This is a genomic window from Pseudomonas sp. FG86, assembly GCF_057808775.1.
In genome coordinates, this window is record NZ_JBMDIS010000010.1 from 45,491 (window position 1) to 69,100 (window position 23,610).

Genomic DNA, 23,610 nt, shown 5'->3' on the forward strand with positions numbered 1-23,610 from the left:
TTTAGAGGAAGAGTCCGGGGCCCGGGCGACTTCCTTCGGGGAATCTGACGCCGACTTTGCCAATCTTGTTCCCGTCCATGACCGCGACGGTCCAGATGGTGTTGTTCCACTCCACCTGGTCGCCGACCACGGGCGCACCGCCGACTTTCTGGGTGATGAAGCGGCTCAGTGGCATGTCCGGGTCGATACCTTCCAGCTTGAGGCCGTACAGGGCGGAAACCGCGCCCAGCTGGGCGTCGCCCTCGAGGACGAAGTCGCCGAAAAAGCGCAGATCCAAGCCGCGTTGCGGCGCCTGGCTGAACAGTTTGCCCAGGGCCGGCAGGTTGTGTTCGTGGCCGATCACGCAGAGCAGATCGCCGACTTCCAACACCGTACTACCCGACGGGTGGAGCAGTTGCTGGCCACGGAACAGCGCGGCGATCCGTGTGCCTTCGGGCATTTTCAGTTCGCGCAGGGCGGCGCCGATGCACCATTTCTCTGCGCCGAGGCGGTAGACGAACAGCTCCCACTCGCTGGTGACGTGGACTTCCAGGGCCGCCCGGGAAATCGGTGCGGGCTCCGGCGGTACGGTCACTTTCAGCAGCTTGGCCACCCACGGCAGGCTGGTGCCCTGTACCAGCAGCGAGACCAGCACGATAAAGAACGCCAGGTTGAAGTACAGCTGCGCATGGGGCAGGCCGGCCATCAGCGGGAACACCGCCAGGATGATCGGCACCGCGCCGCGCAGGCCGACCCAGGCGATAAAGGCTTTTTCGCGGCCGTGGAACGCCTTGAACGGCAGCAGGCCGACCATCACCGACAATGGCCGCGCAAACAGGATCATCCACAGTGCCAGGCCTAGGGCCGGCAGGGCGATGGGCAGCAGGTCATGGGGCGTGACCAGCAACCCCAGCACCAGGAACATGCCGATCTGGGCCAGCCAGGCCATGCCGTCGAGCATATGCAAAATGCCATGGCGGCTGCGCACCGGGCGGTTGCCGATCACCAGGCCGCACAGGTACACCGCGAGGAAGCCGCTGCCGTGCAGGGCGTTGGTCAGGGCGAATACCACCAGGCCGCCGGCGATCACCAGGATCGGATAGAGGCCGGTGGCCAGGTTGATGCGGTTGACCATTTGCAGCATCAGCCAGCCGCCGCCGAGGCCGATGAGGCCGCCGATGCCGAACTCGCGGATCAGGTGGGTCAGCAGGCTCCAGTGCAGGCCGGTCTGGCCGCTGGCAAGCATGTCGATCAGGGTGACGGTGAGGAACACTGCCATCGGGTCGTTGCTGCCGGATTCGATTTCCAGGCTGGCGGTGACCCGTTCGTTGAGGCCCTTGCCGCCGAGCAGCGAGAACACCGCGGCGGCGTCGGTGGAGCCGACGATGGCGCCGATCAGCAGGCCCTGGATGATATTGAGGTTGAACAGCCAGGCGGCGGCCATGCCGGTGAGGCCGGTGGTAATCAACACCCCCACCGTGGCCAGCGATAGCGCCGGCCAGAGCGCCACGCGAAAACTCGCCACCCGCGTGCGCAAGCCGCCGTCGAGCAGGATTACGGCCAACGCGAGGTTGCCCACCAGGTAGGCGGTCGGGTAGTTATCGAAGATGATACCGCCGCCGTCGACGCCGGCGACCATGCCCACGGCCAGGATGATCACCAGGATCGGGATGCCCAGGCGGGACGACAGGGAACTCACCAGAATGCTTGCACCCACCAGCAACGCGCCGATCAAGAACAGGCTGTTGATGGTCGTCGCATTCAAAGGCAGTACTCCATGAGCATATAAGACGGGCACAAACTGACCATGCAGTCTACGTGCCAGCGATTCTAACCTGTTGAATTGCCGCGCTGTCAAAAAGCTTTTTCTGATTCATATGGATCCAAATGTGGGAGGGGGCTTGCCCCCGATTACGCTGTATCAGAATCAGATGTGCTGATTGACACACTGCTATCGGGGGCAAGCCCCTCCCACCTTCTTGACCCAGTTGTATCAGTTAGAGGCGGAAGCGCCCGACCATCCCGTTCAAATCCACCGCCAGGCGCGACAGCTCACCGCTCGCCGCACTGGTCTGGCTGGCGCCGGTTGCCGATTGCACCGACAAGTCGCGGATATTCACCAGGTTGCGGTCCACTTCCCGCGCCACCTGGGCCTGTTCTTCCGCCGCGCTGGCGATGACCAGGTTGCGCTCGTTGATCTCGATGATCGCCGTGTTGATGGTGTCCAACGACATACCTGCGCCTTTGGCGATGTTCAGCGTCGATTCCGCGCGCTCGGTGCTGTTACGCATCGAGTCCACGGCGTGCTCGGTGCCGGCCTGGATGCTGCCGATCATGCGCTCGATTTCGCTGGTGGATTGTTGGGTGCGATGGGCCAGGGCCCGCACTTCATCGGCCACCACGGCAAAACCGCGGCCGGCTTCGCCCGCCCGCGCCGCTTCAATCGCCGCGTTCAGGGCCAGCAGGTTGGTCTGGTCGGCCAGGCCGCGAATCACGTCGAGTACCTTGCCGATATCACGGGACTCATTGGCCAGCTCGCCAATCAGCGTGGCAGTGGCTTGCACGTCGCCACTCATGCGCTCGATGGCGCTGACGGTTTCCTGTACCAGGTCGCGGCCGTCACCGGCAGAGGTGGTGGCGTTGCGCGAGGCCTCGGAGGTGCTCACCGCATTGCGTGCGACTTCCTCGACGGCGCTGGTCATCTCGTTGACGGCGGTGGCGGCTTGTTCGATTTCGTTGTTTTGCTGGGTCAGGCCGCGAGCGCTTTCATCCGTGACCGCGTTCAGTTCTTCCGCGGCAGAAGCCAACTGGGTGGCCGAGCCGGCGATGCGTTGCAAGGTGTCGCGCAGTTTGTCCTGCATCTTCGTCATCGCCGCCAGCAGGCGACCGGCCTCGTCGTTGCCGTCGACCTTGATCGGCCGCGTGAGGTTGCCTTCGGCGATCTCTTCCGCGGCATCCAGGGCCTGGGAAATCGGCACGGTGATGCTGCGGGTCAACAGCCAGGCGAACAACAACGTCAGCGCGGTGGCGATCACCAGCAGGCCCACCACCAGGTCAAAGGCCAGGTTGTACTGGTCTTCGGCTTGTTGGTTGGTGGCCAGGGCCATCTTGTTATTAATCTCCAGCAGGCGCGTGAGTACCGCGTTGACCTGCTCGGAGTTGCTCAGCAATTCGGTGTTGAGCAGGCTGCGCAATTCCTCCATCTGGTTGGCGCGCGACAAGCTCTTCATGCGCTCTTCGATCTGATGGTATTGGCTGAGCAAACGTACGTACTCGTCGTAGGTCGAGCGTTCCTCGCTGCTGTCGATCAGTTTTTCGTAGACACCCTGTGCCGTGCGAATCTGCTGGTTGCGCAGGTCAAAGGCTTCCAGGGTCTTTTGCTGCACATCCGGTTCGCGGTTGGTCAGCAAGCGGTATGACAGCACCCGCAGGCGCAGGGTCAGTTGGGTGAATTCATCAAGGGCGCGAATGCTCGGCACGCTGGACAGGGTGATGTCTTCCGCGGCGCCACGGATCTTGCTCATCTGGTTCAGGGCGAATACACCGAGAAACAACATAAGTGCACCAATCAACGCGAAGCCTAGGAAGGCGCGCGGCGCGATATTCATATTACGAAGAGACATGCTGGAGTCCTGGGGGAGGAGCGCGATCCATGCGGCCATGAGACGGGGTGTGCATCGCGTATCGGCCGTACGACTAAAGTCTAAAGGGGCGTGCGCTTTTGTCGCATCTGACGAGGGGTTGCACCGATTCCGGAACCAGATGGGGTAAATGCAGTCACTAAGGCTCGAAAGTGCGGCCCGGCCCTTAACTATCGGGCTGCGCGCCGGGGATAACCCTGGCATCCGAGGTGAATTTTCTTTATCGTCACCGCCCTTTTAAAAAGCCAGAGAAATCAAAATGTTAGAAGCATCCCTCAGCCAACTGGAACAACTGGTCAGCGACCTGGTACAGCAGAATCAAGACCTGCTGGGCAGCAACGAGGCCCTCAAGGCCGAACTGGCCCGCGCCAAGGATGAGAACGACAGCCTGCAACTGAACCTGATGGAGCAGGAAGAAAAGCACGGTGCCACCGCCGCGCGCATTCAAGCACTGGTTGAACGCGTGAGCGCAGGGCCTGTCAGCGCATGAACCAAGGGATAAAGGTCGTTTCGATTCTCGGAGAGGATTACTCGATCAAGGCACCGGCCGGGGAAGACCAAACCCTGATGCACGCCGTGACGATGCTCAAGGCCTCCCTGGCCACCACCAAGAAAAAGTACCCGACCCTCATCGGTGACAAATTACTGGTGCTGGCCGCGCTGAACCTGTGCGCCGAGCAGATCGAAATGCAGCAGCGTCACCAGCAGGAACTCGACCGTTACCAAGAGCAAGTCAGCGCCACGGTCGAGGTGATTTCGAAGGCGATCGGGCAGCCTTGATACTGCCGTTGAACCGATGGCTGCATGCCAGGCGGTATCTAACCGCAAACTCGGCGATACGCTCCCATCTACCGGGAGCGTATGCCTGCTGAACATGGGCGCGTCGCTTTTGAATGTTCAGCCTTAACCCAGGTAATAGCCGATCGTCAGTCGGCCCCCTGACATAGGGCGATAGTATTTTCGAAGCACGGACGCTGTTTGGTTTGATCTGTCGGTCAAGCGATCGCCAATAGCAATGGGGAACATGTACGCGGGGTTGTGTTCTGTCCCTGGTACTTCCGGGAACGCGCGATCATTTTTGACAGTAAAGACCACTTCGACTTTGCGCGCCGAGGCGGGCTCTGTTGTCGCTTTTTCTGCAAATACGGCTTCGACGGTGTAGCGGTTTTTCTCGTCGCCCACGTCAGGCAGCAGCTTGTATGTTTTGTCGGTGCAAACGTAGGTCTTGTCTACGATCCACTCCTCACCGACTCTGATCAAAACATCTTCCGGGGCATCACCGACATAGCTGGATGTGCCGATGTTTTCTTGTTGAAGCATGATTTTCGTTTTCATTGATGTTGATCCTAGGCGTAGTCGCGCTGCAGAAAAAACTGCACTTATCCCGAATACGGCAAGACAACGTTCAGGGCATACGATTCTATCTGCCTCTCGTGTGATCAACACCTGTCAACCTTGACAGGTGCTTAGTACCATTTGTCCTGCATGTTCAGGCAGGTGTCATCCCTGTCCTCCAGCAGGCGCAATTCGTGATGACAACCCGGCACCTCCCACGTCAGGAAATATCGCGCGGCCTGGAGCTTGCCTTTATAGAAGTCGACATCCGCTGCATTGCCCTTGGCCAACCCTTCCTCGGCGCGAATCGCCTGTTCCAGCCAGCGCCAACCGATCACCGTGTGCCCGAATACCTTCAGGTACAGCGCCGAGTTCGCCAGGCTGCTGTTGACCTTGCCTTGGGCGAGATCGGTCAGCAGGCCAATCGTGACGCTTTGCAGGCGGGCCACCAGGTGTTCCAGCGGTTCCCTCAGGGCGGTCAGCGAAGGGTATTTCTGCGCGCGTGCGCCGGTCTCGGCGATCAAGCGAATCAACTGTTTTAGACCAGCGCCGCCGTTCTGTGCGAGCTTGCGCCCGAGCAAATCCAGGGACTGGATGCCGTGGGTGCCTTCGTGGATCGGGTTCAGGCGGTTGTCGCGGTAGTACTGTTCCACGGGGTATTCACGGGTGTAACCGTGGCCGCCGAGGATCTGGATCGCCAGCTCGTTGGCCTTCAGGCAGAACTCCGAAGGCCAGGATTTGACGATGGGGGTGAGCAGGTCCAGCAGTTCGTGGGCTTGCCGGCGTTCGATGTCGGTGGCCAGGGTGGTGGTGTCATCGAACAGCCGCGCGGCATATAGGCCCAGGTCGAAGGCGCCTTCGACGTAGGCTTTCTGGGTCAGCAACATGCGCTTGATATCGGCGTGCTGGATGATGGACACCGGTGCAGTGGTCGGGTCCTTGCTGTCCGGCAGGCGGCCTTGGGGGCGTTCGCGGGCGTACTCCAACGAGTAGAGGTAACCGGCGTAGCCGAGCATCACCGCGCCCATGCCCACGCCGATACGTGCTTCGTTCATCATCTGGAACATGCAGCTCAGGCCCTGGTGGGGTTTGCCCACCAGGTAGCCGACGCAGTGGCCGTTATCGCCGAAATTCAGCGCTGTGGACGTGGTGCCGCGCCAACCCATCTTGTGGAACAGCCCGGCCAGCAACACATCGTTGCGCGCCCCCAGGCTGCCGTCGTCGTTGACGAGGAATTTGGGCACGATAAACAGCGAAATGCCCTTCACCCCGGCTGGTGCGTCCGGCAACTTGGCCAACACCATGTGCACAATGTTTTCCGACAGCGGATGGTCGCCGCCGGAGATGAAGATCTTGTTGCCCTTGAGGCGATAGCTGCCGTCGGCCGCAGGCTCCGCGCGGGTTCGGATATCTGATAGGGAGGAGCCGGCATGGGGTTCGGTCAGCGCCATGGTGCCGAAGAAGCGGCCCTCGATCATCGGCTGCAGGAAGCGTTGTTTCTGCTCCTCGGTGCCGAAGCTTTCGATCAGGTTGGCTGCGCCCATGGTCAGGAACGGGTAGGAAGTAGAGGCAGCGTTGGCGGCTTGGAAGTGGGCGAAACAGGCCTGGGACAGCAGGGTGGGCAGCTGCATGCCGCCGGCTTCAAAACTGCGCGCAGCATTGAGGAAGCCGGCTTCCAGAAAGGCATCCACGGCGGGTTTCACTTCTGGAATCAGAATTGCCTTGCCGTCTTCGTAGCGCGGTTCGTTTTCGTCGTTTTTGCGGTTGTGCGGCGCGAAGTACTTTTCCGCGATGCTGCGCGCGGTGCTGATCGCGGCGTCGAAGGTTTCGCGGTTGTGTTCGGCAAACCGCTCGCGCTGGGTCAGGCCCTCGGCGTCGAGGACTTCGTACAGCTCGAAAGCCAGATTGCGGGAACTGAGGAGCGTCTCGGACATGGCGGCTTACCTATATGGAGTAGGCCGGAGTCTAAGTGCGCGAATAGAGGCTGGATAGCAAGATTGATTTGGGTGATGAAGAGGCAGAACGCGGGGAGGGGAATTGAAAGGCGATCAAATGTGGGAGGGGGCTTGCCCCGATAGCAGTGTGTCAGTATCCGATGGACTGACTGATACTCCGCTATCGGGGGCAAGCCCCCTCTCACATGTTGACCGTGTTTCGTCAGGGTTAGCCGATGGTCATCAGGCTGGCGTTGCCGCCCGCCGCAGCGGTGTTGACGCTCAACGCTCGCTCGATCACCAGGCGCTCCAGGGCAATCGCCGTTTCCCCTTGGGACAGACCATGCACGCCGACAATCGCCCCGCCACGCTGGGCCACTTGCTGGCACACCGCACGCAGTTGGTCGGAATCGCCGTGGTGCAGGACCGCGTCGAACACCACTTCGTCTTTGGTCCAGTCCGCCACGCGTTTGATCTTCGCCTGAATCTCCTTCGGCAGGCGTGTGAACACGGCTTTGGTCAGGTCAGTTTCCGGCCATACCGCTGAACCGCCAACGGCCAAGACCGCCGCGAGCTGGGTCAGCAGATCGCCTTCGACTTCCGCCAGGCACAACACGTGCTCGCGAGGCAGGATGGCGTAGCTGTTGCGCTCGCCGGTCGGGCCGGCCAGTTGGCGAGTGATACCGCTTTGCGATTGCGCGGCGAACTGCGTGCACAGGGCGCTCAGTTCGCTGAACTTATGGCTGTCGGCCCAGGTTTTCAGGGCGTTCAGCGGTTGGCTCATGGCGTCGCGCAGGCGCACATCGGGTGCAGTCAGCTTGTCGCCGCGTACGAAGGATTGCTCGATGGCATCCGTAGGACGGGTCGACAGCAGGCGATACAGGTACAACGGGCCACCGGCTTTCGGGCCGGTCCCCGACAGGCCTTCGCCGCCGAATGGCTGTACGCCGACCACGGCCCCGACGATGTTGCGGTTCACATAGACGTTACCGGCATTGACGTTGTCGATCACCTTGGCGATGGTCTCGTCGATGCGGGTATGCACACCCAGGGTCAGACCGTAGCCGGAGGCGTTGATCTGGCCGATGAGCTGATCGATTTCTTTGCGCTTGTAGCGCACCACGTGCAGTACCGGGCCGAAGATTTCCCGTTGCAGCTCGTCGAAGCTTTCCAGCTCGATCAGGGTCGGCATCACGAAGGTGCCGCGCTTGATCTCTTCGCCATCGGCAATCGCCACCTGGTACACATTGCGGCCTTTGTCGCGCATGGCCTGGATATGTTTCTCGATGCCGGCCTTGGCTTCGGCGTCGATCACCGGGCCGATATCCACCGACAGGCGCTCTGGGTTGCCCAGGCGGCATTCCGCCATGGCGCCCTTGAGCATTTCGATCACGCGGTCTGCCGAATCTTCCTGCAGGCACAGGACGCGCAGGGCCGAGCAACGCTGGCCGGCGCTATCAAACGCGGACGACACCACATCGATGACCACTTGTTCGGTCAGCGCCGAGGAGTCGACGATCATTGCGTTCTGGCCGCCGGTTTCGGCGATCAGCGGGATCGGACGACCCTGGGCATCCAGGCGCCCGGCGACGCTGCGTTGCAGCAGGCGCGCGACTTCGGTGGAACCGGTGAACATCACTCCTTTGACGCGATCATCACCGACCAGGCGTGCCCCCACGCTTTCACCCTGGCCTGGCAGCAGTTGCAGCACGCCTTCCGGGATACCGGCTTCGAGCAGGATGCGCACGGCTTGGGCGGCAACCAGTGGGGTCTGTTCGGCAGGCTTGGCCAGCACTGGGTTACCGGCGGCCAGTGCCGCGGCGACTTGGCCGCTGAAGATCGCCAATGGGAAGTTCCATGGGCTGATGCAGACCACCGGGCCCAACGGGCGGTGGGCATCGTTGGTGAAGTCGTTGCGCGCCTGTACCGCGTAGTAGCGCAGGAAGTCCACGGCTTCACGCACTTCGGCGATGGCGTTGGCGAAGGTCTTGCCGGCTTCGCGTGCCAGCAGGCCCATCAGTGGCTGGATCTCGCCTTCCATCAGGTCGGCGGCCCGTTCCAGGATCGCGGCGCGCTCGGCGGGCGGGGTGGCCTGCCAGATCGGGCCGGCGTTGATGGCGCACTGGATCGCGTTATCGACGTCTTCGACGGTGGCTTCCTGTACGTGGCCGACCACATCGCGCAGGTCGGACGGGTTCAATACCGCTGCCGCTGCTTGATTGCTGGCGGCGCATCCGAGCATCGGCGCGGCTTTCCAGTCGTTGTGCGCAGTGGCCAGCAGGGCGCAGGAGAGCGACGCCAAGCGGTGTTCGTTGGCCAGGTCGATACCGGCCGAGTTGGCGCGGTCGCTGCCGTACAGGTCACGCGGCAGCGGGATACGCGGGTGCGGCAGGCCGAAGCCGCCTTCCAGCGTCGCCATCTGCTCGATGCTGGCCACTGGATCGGCCACCAGCTCCTGAATCGAGATCGATTGGTCGGCGATACGGTTGACGAACGAGGTGTTGGCGCCGTTTTCCAGCAGGCGGCGTACCAGGTAGGCCAGCAGTGTTTCGTGGGTGCCGACCGGTGCATAGACGCGGCACGGACGGTTCAGCTTGCCTTCCGACACCTTGCCCACGACCTGTTCGTACAGGGGTTCACCCATGCCATGCAGGCATTGGAACTCGTACTGGCCGGGGTAATAGTTCTGACCGGCGATATGGTAGATGGCCGACAGCGTATGGGCGTTGTGCGTGGCGAACTGAGGGTAGATGGCTTCCGGCACCGACAGCAGTTTGCGTGCACAGGCAATGTAGGAAACGTCGGTGTACACCTTGCGTGTGTATACCGGGTAGCCTTCCAGGCCTTCGACCTGGGCGCGCTTGATTTCGCTGTCCCAGTAAGCGCCTTTCACCAGGCGGATCATCAGGCGATGGCGGCTGCGGCGCGCCAGGTCGATGACGTAGTCGATCACATACGGGCAGCGCTTCTGGTACGCCTGGATCACGAAACCGATGCCGTTCCAGCCGGTCAGTTGCGGCTCGAAGCACAGGCGTTCGAGCAGGTCCAGGGACAGCTCCAGGCGGTCGGCTTCCTCGGCGTCGATGTTCAGGCCGATATCGTATTGCTTGGCCAGCAGGGTCAGGGACAGCAGGCGCGGGTACAGCTCGTCCATCACGCGTTCGTACTGCGCGCGGCTGTAGCGCGGGTGCAGTGCCGACAACTTGATGGAGATGCCCGGGCCTTCATAAATCCCGCGACCATGGGACGCTTTGCCGATGGAATGAATGGCTTGTTCGTACGACGCGAGGTATTTCTGCGCATCGTGTTCGGTCAGTGCGGCTTCACCGAGCATGTCATAGGAATAGCGGAAACCCTTGGCTTCGAACTTGCTCGCATTGGCCAGGGCTTCGGCGATGGTTTCGCCGGTGACGAATTGTTCGCCCATCAGGCGCATGGCCATGTCGACGCCCTTGCGGATCATCGGCTCGCCGCTCTTGCCGATGATGCGGCTCAGGGACGAGGTGAGGCCGGCTTCGTTGTGGGTGGCGACCAGTTTCCCGGTCAGCAGCAAGCCCCAGGTGGCGGCATTGACGAACAGCGACGGGCTGTTGCCCAGGTGCGGCTGCCAGTTGCCGGTGCTGATCTTGTCGCGGATCAGCGCGTCACGCGTGCCTTTGTCCGGGATACGCAGCAGCGCTTCGGCCAGGCACATCAGTGCCACGCCTTCCTGGGATGACAGGGAAAATTCCTGCAACAGACCCTGGACAATGCCGGCACGGCCGCCGGCGCTCTTCTGGTTGCGCAGTTTTTCGGCAATCGAAGCGGCCAGCTTGTTGGTGGCTTCGGCCATCTGCACTGGCAGGCGAGCCTGCTCGATGAGCATCGGCACCACTTCTGGTTCGGGGCGACGGTAAGCGGCGGTGATCGAGGCGCGCAGTACCGATTGCGGCAGGATGCTCTCGGCGAACTCCAGGAAGCATTGGTGGGCGTGGTCGGCCTGAACCTCACCGGCATCATCGGCATCCTTGCTGCTCAAGCCATTGAGCTCGGTCAGGGTTGCACCACCCTCGAGTTTCTCCAGGTAATTGAAAATCGCCTGCTTGATCAGCCAGTGCGGCGTGCGATCAATGGAGGTCGCGGCGGCCTTCAGGCGCTCGCGGGTCGGGTCGTCGAGTTTGACCCCAAGGGTGGTCGTAGCCATTTTCTTATCCTCATGGGTGCCACTACCGAGTGGCATCAGCTGGCGGCAAGATTAGCTTTGCGCATGAAGAGGTGCAACCGGGTGCAACCCTTTTTGTTCAGGAAATTTTCGATGCTTCATCGGAAAAAAACCGGCCTTCGACGGAATCGGCTTGGTATTGGTGCATTTGCTTCTGAGATCGGCTGTTCTTGCTCCGAAAAGGAGCAAAAACACGCTGTTTTCTCGAATTTACACCTGGGTGCAACTTATTCCCCAGAAACTGGTTGCACCTTATTTGCTTTGTTGAATAGCATTCGCGCCCAAGGTGCAACCGCCTTCAGGGTTCGGTTCATCGGCTGGCGGCTTTCCTGGGGAAACGCCAGTCATAAATGCACGGCACGCCGGTTCGTCTACCCCACTATCCACGGGTGGCCGTCCGACAGACCGTCGCTACATAAAAACAAAGCCAGGGCGTCACTCTAATGAGCGTTAGCAATCCCACCCTGATCACGTTTGTGATCTACATCGCAGCAATGGTACTGATCGGCCTCATGGCCTATCGCTCCACCAACAACCTTTCCGATTACATCCTGGGCGGCCGCAGCCTCGGTAGCGTGGTGACGGCCTTGTCGGCCGGAGCTTCCGACATGAGTGGCTGGTTGTTGATGGGCTTGCCGGGCGCAATCTACATGTCCGGCCTGTCGGAAAGCTGGATCGCCATCGGCCTGATCGTCGGTGCCTACCTCAACTGGCTGTTCGTGGCCGGTCGCCTGCGGGTACAGACCGAACATAACGGCGACGCCTTGACCCTGCCGGACTACTTCTCCAGCCGTTTCGAAGACAAGAGTGGCCTGCTGCGGATCATCTCCGCGGTGGTGATCCTGGTGTTCTTCACCATCTATTGCGCCTCCGGCATCGTGGCCGGTGCCCGTCTGTTCGAAAGCACCTTTGGGATGTCCTACGAGACGGCCTTGTGGGCGGGTGCTGCGGCGACGATTGCCTACACCTTCGTCGGTGGTTTCCTGGCGGTGAGCTGGACCGACACCGTACAAGCCACCCTGATGATCTTCGCGCTGATCCTGACGCCGATCATCGTGCTGTTGGCCACCGGTGGCGTCGATACCACCTTCCTGGCGATCGAAGCGAAGAACCCCGACAACTTCAACATGCTGAAAAACACCACCTTCATCGGCGTCATTTCGCTGATGGGCTGGGGCCTGGGTTATTTCGGCCAGCCGCATATCCTCGCGCGTTTCATGGCGGCGGACTCGGTGAAGTCGATCGCCAACGCACGACGCATCTCCATGACCTGGATGATCCTGTGCCTGGGCGGCACCGTCGCCGTAGGCTTCTTCGGTATTGCTTACTTCTCGGCGCACCCGGAAGTGGCCGGCCCGGTCAATGAGAACCACGAGCGTGTGTTCATCGAGCTGGCCAAGCTGCTGTTCAACCCCTGGATCGCGGGTGTGCTGCTGTCAGCCATCCTGGCGGCGGTGATGAGTACCCTGAGCTGCCAGTTGCTGGTGTGCTCCAGCGCCCTGACCGAAGACTTCTACAAGACTTTCCTGCGCAAGAACGCCTCCCAGGTTGAACTGGTGTGGGTCGGTCGCGCCATGGTGCTGCTGGTGGCCTTGATCGCCATCGCCATGGCCGCCAACCCGAACAACCGTGTCCTCGGCCTGGTCAGTTATGCCTGGGCCGGTTTCGGTGCGGCATTCGGCCCTGTGGTGCTGATCTCGGTGATCTGGAAACACATGACCCGTAACGGCGCACTGGCCGGTATCCTGGTCGGCGCGATTACGGTGATCGTGTGGAAGCATTTCGCGTTACTGGGCCTGTACGAAATCATTCCAGGCTTCATCTTTGCCAGCCTGGCGATCTACATCGTCAGCAAGCTGGGCGCACCGACTGCCGGTATGGTCGAGCGTTTTGATGCAGCGGAAAAAGACTACAACCTCAACAAGTAATTCGCCGAGTGCTGAGCACTCGTTGAGTTGAGAAAGGCCCGCCTCCTTCGGATGGCGGGCCTTTTTTTGGCCTGCGATTCGTTCGGCTCTAAGAAAATCCAGACGCTCAGTTGTAGGGATTTACTGATTTGCCTGAAGCATGCCCAGTGGGGTGTGGGGCTGGTGCAAAATCGCTCGCCCACCCTTTGCAGAGAAACACCGGATGTTCGCTCCTGCCAATCAAAGTGCCTTCACCCTGACCCTGGATGGGGTTGCCAGTGATCTCAAGGTCTACAGCTTCAAAGGCCAGGAAACCCTGAGCCAGCCCTATTGCTTTGATCTTGAAGTGGTGGGCGAGCAGCCGGACCTTGACTTGGAAAGCCTGATGCATCGCGAGGCGTTTCTGGGGTTCGCCCCCCAGGGCCACGGTATCCATGGCCTGGTTTATCTCGCCGCCCAAGGCGACGCCGGCCGGCGCCTGACCCGCTATCAGTTGCGCCTGGTGCCGCAGCTGGCTTACCTGCAACACAGCAGTCATCAACGTATTTTCCAGGGTAAGACGGTGCCGCAGATCATTTCGCTGGTGCTGGAAGGGCAGGGGTGCCAGGGCGATACCTTCGAGTTTCGCCTGAGTGGCAAATACCCTGAGCGGGAGTATTGCGTGCAGTTTGATGAGACCGATCTGGCGTTCGTACAGCGCTTGTGCGCCGAGGTGGGTATTCACTATCACTTCCAGCATTCGCCGGACAGGCACTTGCTGGTGTTTGGTGACGACCAGACGGTATTTGCCCAGGCCGAGCAGGCCACGCCCTATCACCCCGGTTCGGGAATGGTGGCGGATACGCCGGCGATCAAGCGCTTTACCGTAAGAGTCCAGGCGCGCACCACGGCGGTCAGCCTGCGCGACTACGACTTTTCCAAGCCGAATGTGACATTGGAAAGTGCGGTGGCCGGGGAGCAGTTCCCACGCCTTGAAGAGCAGCGCTATCCGGGCCGCTTCAGCGACCGTTCCCATGGCAAGTACCTCGCGCAGCGCGCCTTGGAACGTCACCGCTGTGATCATCGCCTGGCTCATGGCAGCAGCGATCAGTCGGCCATGCTCTGTGGCCAGTTTCTACGGCTCGCCGGTCACCCCCGTGAGGAGTGGAATGATTTGTGGCTGGTGACGGCCGTTACCCACGAGGGGTTGCAACCCCAGGTGCTGGAGGACTCGGTGACGCAAGTGCCGGGCGCTGAGTTTCGCCAGGGCTATCGCAACGACTTTGTCGCCGCCCCCTGGGATGTCACGTTTCGTCCACCTTTGCCGCAGGCTCGTACGTTGGTCGCCGGTTACCAGAATGCCGTGGTGACCGGCCCCGGTGGCAGCGAGGTTCATTGTGACGCCTTGGGGCGGGTCAAGGTGCAAATGGCGTGGGACCGCGCCGGGCAGCACGACGAACACTCCAGTTGCTGGCTGCGGGTGGCCAGTGGTTGGGCCCATCAGCGCTATGGTTCGATGTTGATCCCGCGGGTCGGCATGGAGGTGTTGGTCGGGTTCGTCAATGGTGACGTCGACATGCCGATGGTGATGGGCTGCGTGCCCAATGCGGTGACGCCCGTGCCGCTGACGTTGCCGGCTGACAAGACCCGCAGCATCTTTCGCAGCCAGAGCAGCCCCGGTGGGGGTGGGTACAACGAGCTGTGCATCGAGGACCGCAAAGGTGCCGAGGAAATCTACCTGCGCGCCGAGCGTGACTGGCGCCAGCAGGTGTTGCACGACTTCCGTCTGCAGGCCGGCCAGGACATGGCGTTCAACGCGGGGCAGCGGGTTACGGTGGACGCAGCGGGAAGTATCACGCTGCAGGCGGGAGGGCATTCGATCACGGTATCGGCGGCGGGGATTTTCAGCAGTGCGCCGATTCAACTCAGTGCCGCGCCGGCGAGTGTGCCCGCGGTTCCCCCGGTGTTGCTGGGTATGGCGCAGGTACTCAATTTCAAGCGCAGCGCACCATTTTGCGCGGAGTGTGAGCGATGCAAGAACGGCGTCTGCACCACGACCCATGGCGGTGCCCTGTGATTGCCCCCCGCGAATGGCTGAAGCGTGACCCCCTGCAGCCAGGGGAGCAATTGTTTGCCGTGTTGGGCAGCGCCAGCGATTATTGCCCCGTTGCAGCCTGGCGCGAGTCGGGAGAGCAACCCCCCGAGGCGATCTGGGCTGGAACCGAATACGCTCAATGGGAACCGGTGATGCCCCATGCCGCAGTGGTTGCCGTGGACAGCGCATTTCTGGATTGGGCGGCTGAGTGCGAGGGCCGCGATTGGGGCTGGTTGGCGGTGTCCACCTGTCCGTTATCGACCGTCGTGGCGCATTTGCGCAGCCTGACCAAAGTGCTGATGCCGGATGGGCAAGCAGTGTTCTTCCGCTTTTGGGACGGGACTTACCTGCTGCCGATGCTGCAAGCGATGGGTTCGGAGGCGAAGGCGATGTTGCCGGTGTTTCATCGTTACTGGATCAACGGTGAGTTGCATGCGCTGGCAAGCAGCGGAGCAGGGCCGGCCAAAAGCAGCCCGTGGTGGGCGATGTCGGAGGCAGTACTCCAGGCCCTGGCCGATCACTCCAGCGTCACCCAGGTGGAAAACCTGCTGCAATGGCTGGAGGAGGAGCGGCCCGATTTGCATGGGGCCTTTGCGGCTGCGACCTTGAGGCACAAGGTCGCCTATTTCGTCCGTATGCCGCACGCAACCCCGGCGGCACTGGCCGATTACCTGGCCTTAGAGTCGGGCTGACGCCAGCGCCTGTTGCAAATCATCGATCAGGTCTTCGATCGCCTCGATGCCCACTGACAACCGAATCATTTCTGGCTTCACGCCGGCCTTGGCCTGTTCCTGTTCGTTCATCTGTCGATGGGTGGTGGAGGCCGGATGGCAGGCCAGGGACTTGGCATCGCCGATATTGACCAGGCGCTTGAAGATTTGCAGCGCATCGTAGAAGCGCACGCCGGCGTCGTAGCCGCCCTTCAAGCCGAAGGACAGGATCGCCGACGGCTTGCCCTGCATGTATTTCTGCGCCAGGGCGTAGTGCGGGTGGTCCGGCAGCCCGGCATAGCTGACCCATTCGACCTCGACGTGGTGTTGCAGGAACTGTGCGATCTTCAGGGCGTTCTCGGTGTGGCGTTCCATACGCAGGGCGAGGGTCTCCAGGCCTTGCAGCAACAGAAAGGCATTCATGGGGGCGAGCGCCGCGCCGGTATTGCGCAGGGGCACGGTGCGTGCGCGGGCGATAAAGGCGGCAGGGCCGAATTTCTCGGTGTAGACCACACCGTGGTAAGCCGGCTCGGGCTGGTTGAGGCCGGGGAATTTTTCCGGGTATTTCGTCCACGGGAACGTGCCACTGTCGACGATCACGCCGCCGAGGGAATTGCCATGCCCGCCGACATATTTGGTCACCGAGTGCACGACGATATCGGCGCCGAACTGGATCGGCTTGCACAGGATCGGCGTGGCCACGGTGTTGTCCACCATCAGCGGCACGCCGCGGGCGTGGGCGACGTTGGCCAGGGCTTCGAGGTCGATGATATTACCCGCCGGGTTGCCGATGCTTTCGCAGTACACCAGCTTGGTATTGTCATCGATCAGCTCGGCGATGGCTTCGGCAGAGTCGTTGCGTGCGAAGCGCACGTCGACGCCAAAGCTCGGTAGCAGGTGGGCGAACAGGGTGTAGGTGCCGCCATAGAGTTGCGGGGTGGTGACGATATTGTCGCCGGCACGGGTCAGGGTCTGGATCGCATAGTGGATTGCCGCGCTGCCGGCGGAGACCGCCAGGGCGGCGATGCCGCCTTCCAGTGCGGCCATGCGCTGCTCAAGTACATCGTTGGTCGGGTTCATGATCCGCGTGTAGATGTTGCCGGGCACATCCAGGTTGAACAGGTCGGCGCCATGCTGGGCGTTATCGAATTCAAAGGCGACGTTCTGGTAGATCGGTACGGCAACGGCTTTGGTGGTCGGGTCCGATTTGAAACCGTGGTGCAGTGCGAGGGTGGCGTCTTTCATAATTGTTATTGACCTCCTTGGAGAGTGGGCGCTGGCTTGCCGGTGATGGCACCATCGCGCAGTGCAGGTAATACCGCGTCGCTTACATCATGGGCAAGCCCGCACAGCCTGTAGGGATTAGATTGTTTTCAGCGGTCGTCCTGTATTTGCGGCATAAGCACCGCCTGGCATGCGGCCCTGCACCTTTGCCCCGGTAGAAGGTAAACTTCGCTCCCTGCGCAGGAGCAACCATGAATTATCGTCACGCCTTTCACGCCGGCAACCATGCCGATGTCTTCAAACATCTGACCTTGACCCGCCTCATCGCCCTGATGTCGCGCAAGGAGCAGCCGTTCGCCTATCTCGACACCCATGCCGGCATTGGCCTGTACGACTTGCAGGGCGACCAGGCCAACCGCACGGGTGAGTACCTGGAAGGCATCGCCCGGCTGTGGGGCGAGAGCGACCTGCCGCCGCTGACCGCCGATTACATGCGCGTACTGCAGGAGATGAACCCGGACGGCCGGTTGCGCTACTACCCCGGCTCGCCCGAGCTGGCGCGCCGCCTGACACGGCCCCAGGATCGTGTGCTGCTCAATGAAAAGCACCCGGAAGACGGCGTGTTACTCAAGGACAACATGAAGGGTGATCGTCGGGTCAAGGTGCACTTGGGCGAGGGCTGGCACGTGCCGCGAGCCCTGTTGCCGGTGCCGGAGAAACGCGCGTTGATGCTGATCGACCCGCCGTTCGAACAACTCGATGAGATGCAGCGCTGCGCGGCGTCCCTCAAGGAAGCGGTGGGCCGCATGCGCCAGACGGTCGCGGCGATCTGGTATCCGGTAAAGGACCAGCGCATGTTGCGCCGCTTCTACCAGGACCTGGCCGGTACCGGTGCACCGAAGTTACTGCGTGTGGAGTTGCTCGTGCATCCGCTGGACACCCCCAACACCCTGACCGGCTCGGGCCTGGCGATCGCCAACCCGCCGTGGGGCCTGGAGGAGGAGTTGCGTGAGCTGCTGCCGTGGCTGTCCAAGAAGCTGGGCCAGACCCAGGGTGGGTGGCAGATGGATTGGCTTATTGCCGAGTAACCACGTCTGGCGCTAAACCAATGTGGGAGGGGGCTTGCCCCCGATTGTGGTATGTCAGTTACAGATGTACCGACTGACGCTCCGCTATCGGGGGCAAGCCCCCTCCCACATTTTGATTCATGTTGATCTTAGATCGGGCAAGTCACGCCGGTACCGCCAATCCCGCAGTAGCCCTGCGGGTTCTTCGCCAGATACTGTTGGTGATAGGCCTCGGCGAAGTACACCGTCGGTGCTTCGTCGATTTCCGTGGTGATAGTGCCCAGGCCCGCTTTGGTCAGTTCGGCCTGATAGGCCTCGGCACTGGCCTTCGCTGCCGCCAGCTGTTCAGGCGTAGTGGCATAGATCACCGAGCGGTATTGGCTGCCGATGTCATTGCCCTGGCGCATGCCCTGGGTCGGGTTATGCAGTTCCCAGAACATCTTCAGCAGGTCTTCGTATTTGACCTTGGCCTGGTCGTATACCACCAGCACCACTTCGCTGTGGCCGGTCAGGCCCGAGCAGACTTCTTCGTAGGTCGGGTTCGGTGTGAAGCCGCCGGCGTAGCCGACCACGGTACTGACCACGCCGTCGCGCTGCCAGAACTTGCGTTCCGCGCCCCAGAAACAACCCAGGCCGAAGATTGCGAAACCGACGTCGTCGAGGAATGGGCCCAGCAGTGGGTTGCCGTTGACGAAGTGCGTCTCTGGCAGCGCCATCGGGGTTTCACGGCCAGGCAAAGCTTGTTCTTGAGTAGGAAGCACGTTTTTGTTCACCAGAATTTCCGAGCGCAAGACCATGATCAGTCCTCTCAGTCAGATTGAGTTAGGTAAAAATTCAGACCGCCAGTGTGCCCGAGTGTTACCGCGCTGTCAGGCGATTGGCCCGCGCGGGTAGCGTTTAAGCTTCTCGAGCAGTTCTGAGCCGGGGATGGGCCGGTCGAACAGGTAGCCTTGGCCGACGTCGCAACGATGCCGACGCAGGAATGCCAATTGTTCGGAGGTCTCAATGCCCTCGGCCACGACCTTGAGCTTGAGGTTGTGGGCCATGGCGATCACGGCCGAGGTGATTTCCATGTCGTCCTGGTTGTCCGGGATCTCGTGGATAAAGCTGCGATCGATCTTAATGATGTCGATGGGGAATTTTTTCAAGTAGCTGAGCGACGAGTAGCCGGTGCCGAAATCGTCCATGGCCAGGGTCAGGCCCAAGCTTTTCAGTTGGTCCAGTTGCAGGCGCGTGTCCTCGGTGGCTTCCAGCAGCAAGCCTTCGGTCAGTTCCAGTTCCAGCAGGTTGGCTGGCAGCTCTTCTTCCTTGAGGATCGCGGCAATCGAGGCTACCAGGTCCGGGTCGGAAAACTGTTTGGGCGACAGGTTGATCGCCACCTGCAAGTTGCCCATGCCGGCGGCGCTGAGTCGTTTGCTCATGCGGCATGCCTGGCGCGCGATCCATTTGCCGATGGGGATGATCAGCCCGGTCTCTTCTGCCACGCTGATGAACTGGTCGGGGCGGATCATGCCCTTTTCCGGGTGGTTCCAGCGCAACAACGCCTCCATGCCCAGCAAGCGACCGCTGCGCAGGCACAGCTTGGGCTGGTAGAACACATCCAGCTCGTTCTGGGTCAGGGCGCGGCGCAGGTTGTTTTCCACGAACAGCTTGTAGCTGGCCTCGGCATTCAGCGCCTCGGTAAACACCTGCACCTGGTGTTTGCCGTTGGCCTTGGCCTTGTGCAGCGCCAGGCCGGCGTTACGCATCAGGGTTTGCGGGTCGCGCCCATGTAGCGGCGCACAGGCCAGGCCTACGGAGCCGGTGACGCTGATTAATTGGTTGTCGACGAACATCGGTTTGTCGAGGGTCGCCAACAACTGGCTGGCGACCTGCTGGCCACTCTCCAGGTCAGTGTCGTCGAGCAGTACCGCAAACTCGTTGCTGGCGAAGCGTGCCAGGCTGCCGCCGGCGCTGAGGCTGTTACGCAGGCGACGGGCCAGGCTGATCAACAGTTTGTCGCCAGTCTGGTGGCCGAGGCTGTCGTTGATCCGCTTGAAGTTGTCGATGTCCACCAGCAGCAGGCTGATCGGGCTGTCGCTGTCGCGGGCAAAGCGCTCGTCGAGGTTGCGGATAAACGCCGGACGGTTACCCAGGTTAGTCAGGTTGTCGGTATAGGCCAGGCGCTCGATACGCTGCTGGGCCAGCTTGGTCTGGGTGATGTCTTCGTAGATGCCGATGTAGTGGGTCAGTTCACGGTTGTCGCCGTAGACCTTGGAGATCGACAACTGGCCCCAGTAGGGTTCCAGGTTCTTGCGTCGGCTCTTGAACTCGCCCTGCCAGCTGTTGCTCTGGGCCAGGCTGGAAGGGGCGTCGAACAGCAGCTCGCTGAGGTTCTCCAGCGCCGGCAATTGTGCCAGGCGGTGGCCGTGGACTTCTTCGGTGCTGTACTGGGTGATCGCTGTAAAGCTGGGGTTGACGTACTCCACCACGCCATCGCAATTGACCAGCAGGAAGGCGTTGGCGCTTTGTTCCACCGCGCGCTGGAACAGGTGCAAGGCGCTGGTGGCGGTGCGGCGGTTGTGGTTGTTGATGACCTGGGCGAACTGGTCGGCCAGCTCGCCGGCAAAGGCGATCTCGTCGGACTGCCAGGCCCGTGGGCTGCCGGTCTGCTCCAGGCACAACACGCCAACCACCTGGCCATCCACCCGGATGCTCGCGTCGAGCATGGCGTACACATCCTTGGCCCGCAGGGATTCGGCCATCTCCCGGGTCCGCGGGTCGCGCATGGCATTGGTGGCATCGATGGCCCGGCTGGTTTGCAGGGCTTCCAGGTAGTCCGGAAAGCCACTGGCATCGATCGGTTCGGGCAAATGGTACTGCTGATCGGCGTGGCGGTACGCCGAGATCGGTACCAGGCGCTGGCCTTCGAGGTTCCAGATACTGGCGCAACCGATCTGGTAGATATCGCAGGCGCTACGGGTGATCAGCTCGGCGGCTTCCTGCAGCGAATTATTCGTGGTGTAGCGCTGGCGGGCCAGCAGCAGGATCAGCTCCTGCTGGGCGCGCACCCGCTCCAGGTGTTGCAATTGCTCCTGTTGCGCACGCTGGTTGAGTTCCAGCGCAATCTGCAGGCGGCTGTTCTGGCTTTCCAGGTCCGTTGTCGGGGCATCGGAAGGCGGGGCGTTGAAGAGGCCGTCGACCACCATCAGGTAGCCACGCAGCAGGTGACGATTGTGCTGTTTGTAGGCTTCGCCCATTTCCAGCACGCTCAGCGGGCCATTGCTGGTGTGCAAGGTGTAGCGCACCAGATAGTGGGGGCTCTGGGCCAGTTGCTGCTGGATGGCGTCATGCAGCTGATAGCGCGCCTGTGGCTCCATCAGGCTGGCGTACGGAGAACCGATCAGGGCGCACAGCTCCACCGCCGGCAGGCCGAATTGGCGCTCGCAATTGGGGTCCAGGTACAGCAGGGCCCAGCTTGCCTCATTAAGCCGCTCGAAACGCAGCATACCGAGGCGCGAAGGCACCGGTAATTGCGTCACTACCTCGGCCGCCGTACGGGCGACATCGGGTTGGCTTTTCATGGGGGAAGCTCACTTGAAAAAACGCACTCGGCGCCGGGCTCGCGCCCTCTTTACTGTTGCCTGCGGCAAGGTTGCATCATGCAGCACAGGCTGACAAGAGAGGATGAAGGCTAAGTGCTATATGTGTGTTATCGGCTGCGTGGAGGATTTCTGCAATCGGGGGGATGGGTGGTGTACAACCCTGTTTCCCCCGTCCAACAATTGCCCAAAAAAAAGCCCCGCCAAGTGGCGGGGTTGAGGTACGAGCGTGGCGCTCGGAAAACGGTGCAACCAGGCCTCCCGGGGTGAACGGGAGGCCTGTGGAGGCTTACAGCAAGATGGTACGGATGTCGTTCAACAGCTGGCTCAGGCGCTGGGTGAAGCGCGCAGCGGCCGCGCCGTTGATCACACGGTGATCGTAGGACAACGACAGTGGCAGCATCAGCTTCGGCTGGAACGCTTTACCATCCCAGACAGGCTGGATAGTGGCCTTGGACACGCCCAGGATCGCCACTTCCGGCGCGTTGACGATTGGCGTGAAGCCCGTGCCGCCAATGTGACCGAGGCTGGAGATGGTGAAGCAAGCGCCTTGCATGTCGTCGGCGGTGAGCTTTTTGTCGCGGGCCTTGGCCGCCAGCGCAGCAGCCTCGGCCGCAAGTTGCAGCAGGCTCTTCTGGTCGACATTCTTGATGACCGGTACCAGCAGGCCATCCGGGGTGTCGACCGCAAAGCCGATATGCACGTACTTCTTGCGAATGATCGCCTTGCCGCTTGGGGCCAGCGAACTGTTGAAGTCCGGCAGCTCCTTGAGCAGGTGCGCGCAGGCCTTGAGCAGCAGTGGCAGCACGGTCAGTTTTACACCAGCCTTCTCGGCCACGGCTTTCTGCGCAACGCGGAAAGCTTCGAGGTCGGTGATGTCAGCCTGGTCGAACTGGGTCACGTGCGGGATGTTCAGCCAGCTGCGGTGCAGGCTCGACGCGCCGATTTGCATCAGGCGGGTCATCGGCACTTCTTCGGTCTCGCCGAAGCGGCTGAAGTCCACGACCGGGATCGGTGGAATGCCCGCGCCGCCAGTAGCAGTGCCGGCAGCCGGAGCTTCCTTGGCTTTCTGCATCATGGCCTTGACGTAGACCTGCACGTCTTCCTTCAGCACCCGACCGTGTGGGCCGGTGGCCGATACGGCGCTCAGCTCGACGCCGAATTCACGCGCCAGTTGGCGAACCGCCGGGCCTGCGTGGACCTTGGCACCGCTTGGCGCAGGTGCGGCAGCAGCCGGGGCCGGAGCGGCCTCGGCTTTTGCAGCAGGTGCAGGGGCGGCAGCGGCCGGAGCGGCTTCAGCCTTGGCGGCCGGGGCGGCAGCGGGTGCTGGAGCCGCAGCCGGTGCAGCGCCTTGGACTTTCAGCTTGAGGATGAAGTCGCCAGTGCCGACTTCGTCTTCCAGCTTGACCGCGATGCTTTCCACCACGCCGGCAGCCGGCGATGGGATTTCCATCGAGGCCTTGTCGGACTCCAGGGTGATCAGCGACTGGTCGGCTTCGACGGTGTCGCCGACCTTGACCAGCAGCTCGATGATCTTGGCCTTGCCCGACGAGCCGATGTCTGGAACATGAATGTCCTGGACAGTGGCGGCGGCAGGTGCAGCCGCAGCCGCAGCCGCCGGGGCTGCAGGAGCCTCGGCAGCCGCCGGTTTTTCAGCGGGGGCAGGTGCAGCAGCGGCAGCAGGAGCCGCTGCCGCAGGGGCCGCATCGGCGGCACCTGCGATTTCCAGCTCCAGCAGTTCGTCGCCTTCTTTAAGGCGGTCGCCCAGCTTCACTTTCAGGCTCTTGACCACGCCGGCCTTGGGAGCAGGGATTTCCATGCTCGCCTTGTCCGATTCCAGGGTCAGGATGCTCTGGTCGGCTTCGACGGTGTCGCCGACCTTCACAAACAGCTCGATTACTTCACCTTCACCGCTGCCGATGTCAGGTACGCGAATGAGTTCGCTCACAAAAAGTCT

15 protein-coding genes and 1 pseudogene are annotated in these 23,610 nt (G+C 61.7%); 6 read left to right on the forward strand and 10 right to left on the reverse strand.

Annotated elements, in window-relative coordinates:
* Position 1: 1 nt before the first annotated feature.
* The 3 genes and pseudogenes from ACODSV_RS09465 to ACODSV_RS09475 all read right to left on the reverse strand — a co-directional run.
* Positions 2–1,744, reverse strand: a complete 1,743-nt coding sequence (locus ACODSV_RS09465) for a potassium/proton antiporter (RefSeq protein WP_024073011.1) — start codon at positions 1,742–1,744, stop codon at positions 2–4.
* 232 nt (positions 1,745–1,976) lie between these two features.
* Entirely contained in the window at positions 1,977–2,849 is an 873-nt protein-coding gene (locus tag ACODSV_RS09470) for a methyl-accepting chemotaxis protein (protein WP_404940606.1), read from the reverse strand.
* A pseudogene (locus tag ACODSV_RS09475) lies at positions 2,832–3,824 on the reverse strand (MCP four helix bundle domain-containing protein); the annotation flags it as partial. The gene ACODSV_RS09470 and the pseudogene ACODSV_RS09475, both read right to left, overlap by 18 nt.
* Before the next feature lie 55 nt (positions 3,825–3,879).
* On the opposite strand from ACODSV_RS09475, the gene ACODSV_RS09480 reads away from it, so the two are divergent.
* Entirely contained in the window at positions 3,880–4,110 is a 231-nt protein-coding gene (locus ACODSV_RS09480) for a hypothetical protein (RefSeq protein ID WP_024073014.1), read from the forward strand.
* A complete protein-coding gene (locus ACODSV_RS09485; protein WP_024073015.1) occupies positions 4,107–4,400 on the forward strand; it encodes a cell division protein ZapA in 294 nt (97 codons plus the stop codon). Before ACODSV_RS09480 ends, ACODSV_RS09485 begins: the two co-directional genes overlap by 4 nt.
* Before the next feature lie 123 nt (positions 4,401–4,523).
* Here the strand turns inward: ACODSV_RS09485 and ACODSV_RS09490 are convergent, their stop codons facing one another.
* The 3 genes from ACODSV_RS09490 to putA form a co-directional block, all read right to left on the reverse strand.
* A complete protein-coding gene (locus ACODSV_RS09490; RefSeq protein ID WP_150056273.1) occupies positions 4,524–4,955 on the reverse strand; it encodes a hypothetical protein in 432 nt (143 codons plus the stop codon).
* A 131-nt stretch (positions 4,956–5,086) separates the two neighbouring features.
* Positions 5,087–6,889 (reverse strand): acyl-CoA dehydrogenase, encoded by a 1,803-nt coding sequence (locus ACODSV_RS09495; RefSeq protein ID WP_069075115.1) that lies wholly within the window; start codon positions 6,887–6,889, stop codon positions 5,087–5,089.
* A 229-nt stretch (positions 6,890–7,118) separates the two neighbouring features.
* A complete protein-coding gene (gene putA / locus ACODSV_RS09500; RefSeq protein WP_150056166.1) occupies positions 7,119–11,072 on the reverse strand; it encodes a trifunctional transcriptional regulator/proline dehydrogenase/L-glutamate gamma-semialdehyde dehydrogenase in 3,954 nt (1,317 codons plus the stop codon).
* 461 nt (positions 11,073–11,533) lie between these two features.
* Between putA and putP the strand changes: the two genes are divergently transcribed.
* From putP to ACODSV_RS09515, 3 genes are all read left to right on the forward strand, one after another.
* A complete protein-coding gene (putP, locus tag ACODSV_RS09505; protein WP_024073019.1) occupies positions 11,534–13,018 on the forward strand; it encodes a sodium/proline symporter PutP in 1,485 nt (494 codons plus the stop codon).
* Positions 13,019–13,220: 202 nt separating this feature from the next.
* Entirely contained in the window at positions 13,221–15,053 is a 1,833-nt protein-coding gene (locus ACODSV_RS09510) for a type VI secretion system Vgr family protein (protein WP_024073020.1), read from the forward strand.
* Positions 15,008–15,763: a DUF4123 domain-containing protein gene (locus tag ACODSV_RS09515; protein ID WP_150056167.1), complete on the forward strand. Its 756-nt coding sequence runs from the start codon at positions 15,008–15,010 to the stop codon at positions 15,761–15,763. Before ACODSV_RS09510 ends, ACODSV_RS09515 begins: the two co-directional genes overlap by 46 nt.
* Here ACODSV_RS09515 and ACODSV_RS09520 read toward each other — a convergent pair.
* Positions 15,749–17,026: an O-acetylhomoserine aminocarboxypropyltransferase/cysteine synthase family protein gene (locus ACODSV_RS09520; protein ID WP_024073022.1), complete on the reverse strand. Its 1,278-nt coding sequence runs from the start codon at positions 17,024–17,026 to the stop codon at positions 15,749–15,751. The two genes, ACODSV_RS09515 and ACODSV_RS09520, sit on opposite strands and share 15 nt — an antisense overlap.
* Before the next feature lie 230 nt (positions 17,027–17,256).
* Between ACODSV_RS09520 and ACODSV_RS09525 the strand changes: the two genes are divergently transcribed.
* Entirely contained in the window at positions 17,257–18,093 is an 837-nt protein-coding gene (locus ACODSV_RS09525; protein ID WP_150056168.1) for a 23S rRNA (adenine(2030)-N(6))-methyltransferase RlmJ, read from the forward strand.
* Between the two features lie 128 nt (positions 18,094–18,221).
* On the opposite strand, the gene msrA is transcribed toward ACODSV_RS09525, so the two are convergent.
* From msrA to aceF, 3 genes are all read right to left on the reverse strand, one after another.
* On the reverse strand, positions 18,222–18,869 hold the full coding sequence (gene msrA / locus ACODSV_RS09530) for a peptide-methionine (S)-S-oxide reductase MsrA (protein WP_024073024.1): 648 nt from the start codon (positions 18,867–18,869) through the stop codon (positions 18,222–18,224).
* A 72-nt stretch (positions 18,870–18,941) separates the two neighbouring features.
* Entirely contained in the window at positions 18,942–21,635 is a 2,694-nt protein-coding gene (locus tag ACODSV_RS09535) for a putative bifunctional diguanylate cyclase/phosphodiesterase (RefSeq protein ID WP_150056505.1), read from the reverse strand.
* A gap of 307 nt (positions 21,636–21,942) precedes the next feature.
* On the reverse strand, positions 21,943–23,601 hold the full coding sequence (gene aceF / locus ACODSV_RS09540) for a dihydrolipoyllysine-residue acetyltransferase (RefSeq protein WP_454843094.1): 1,659 nt from the start codon (positions 23,599–23,601) through the stop codon (positions 21,943–21,945).
* Between the last annotated feature and the right edge of the window lie 9 nt (positions 23,602–23,610).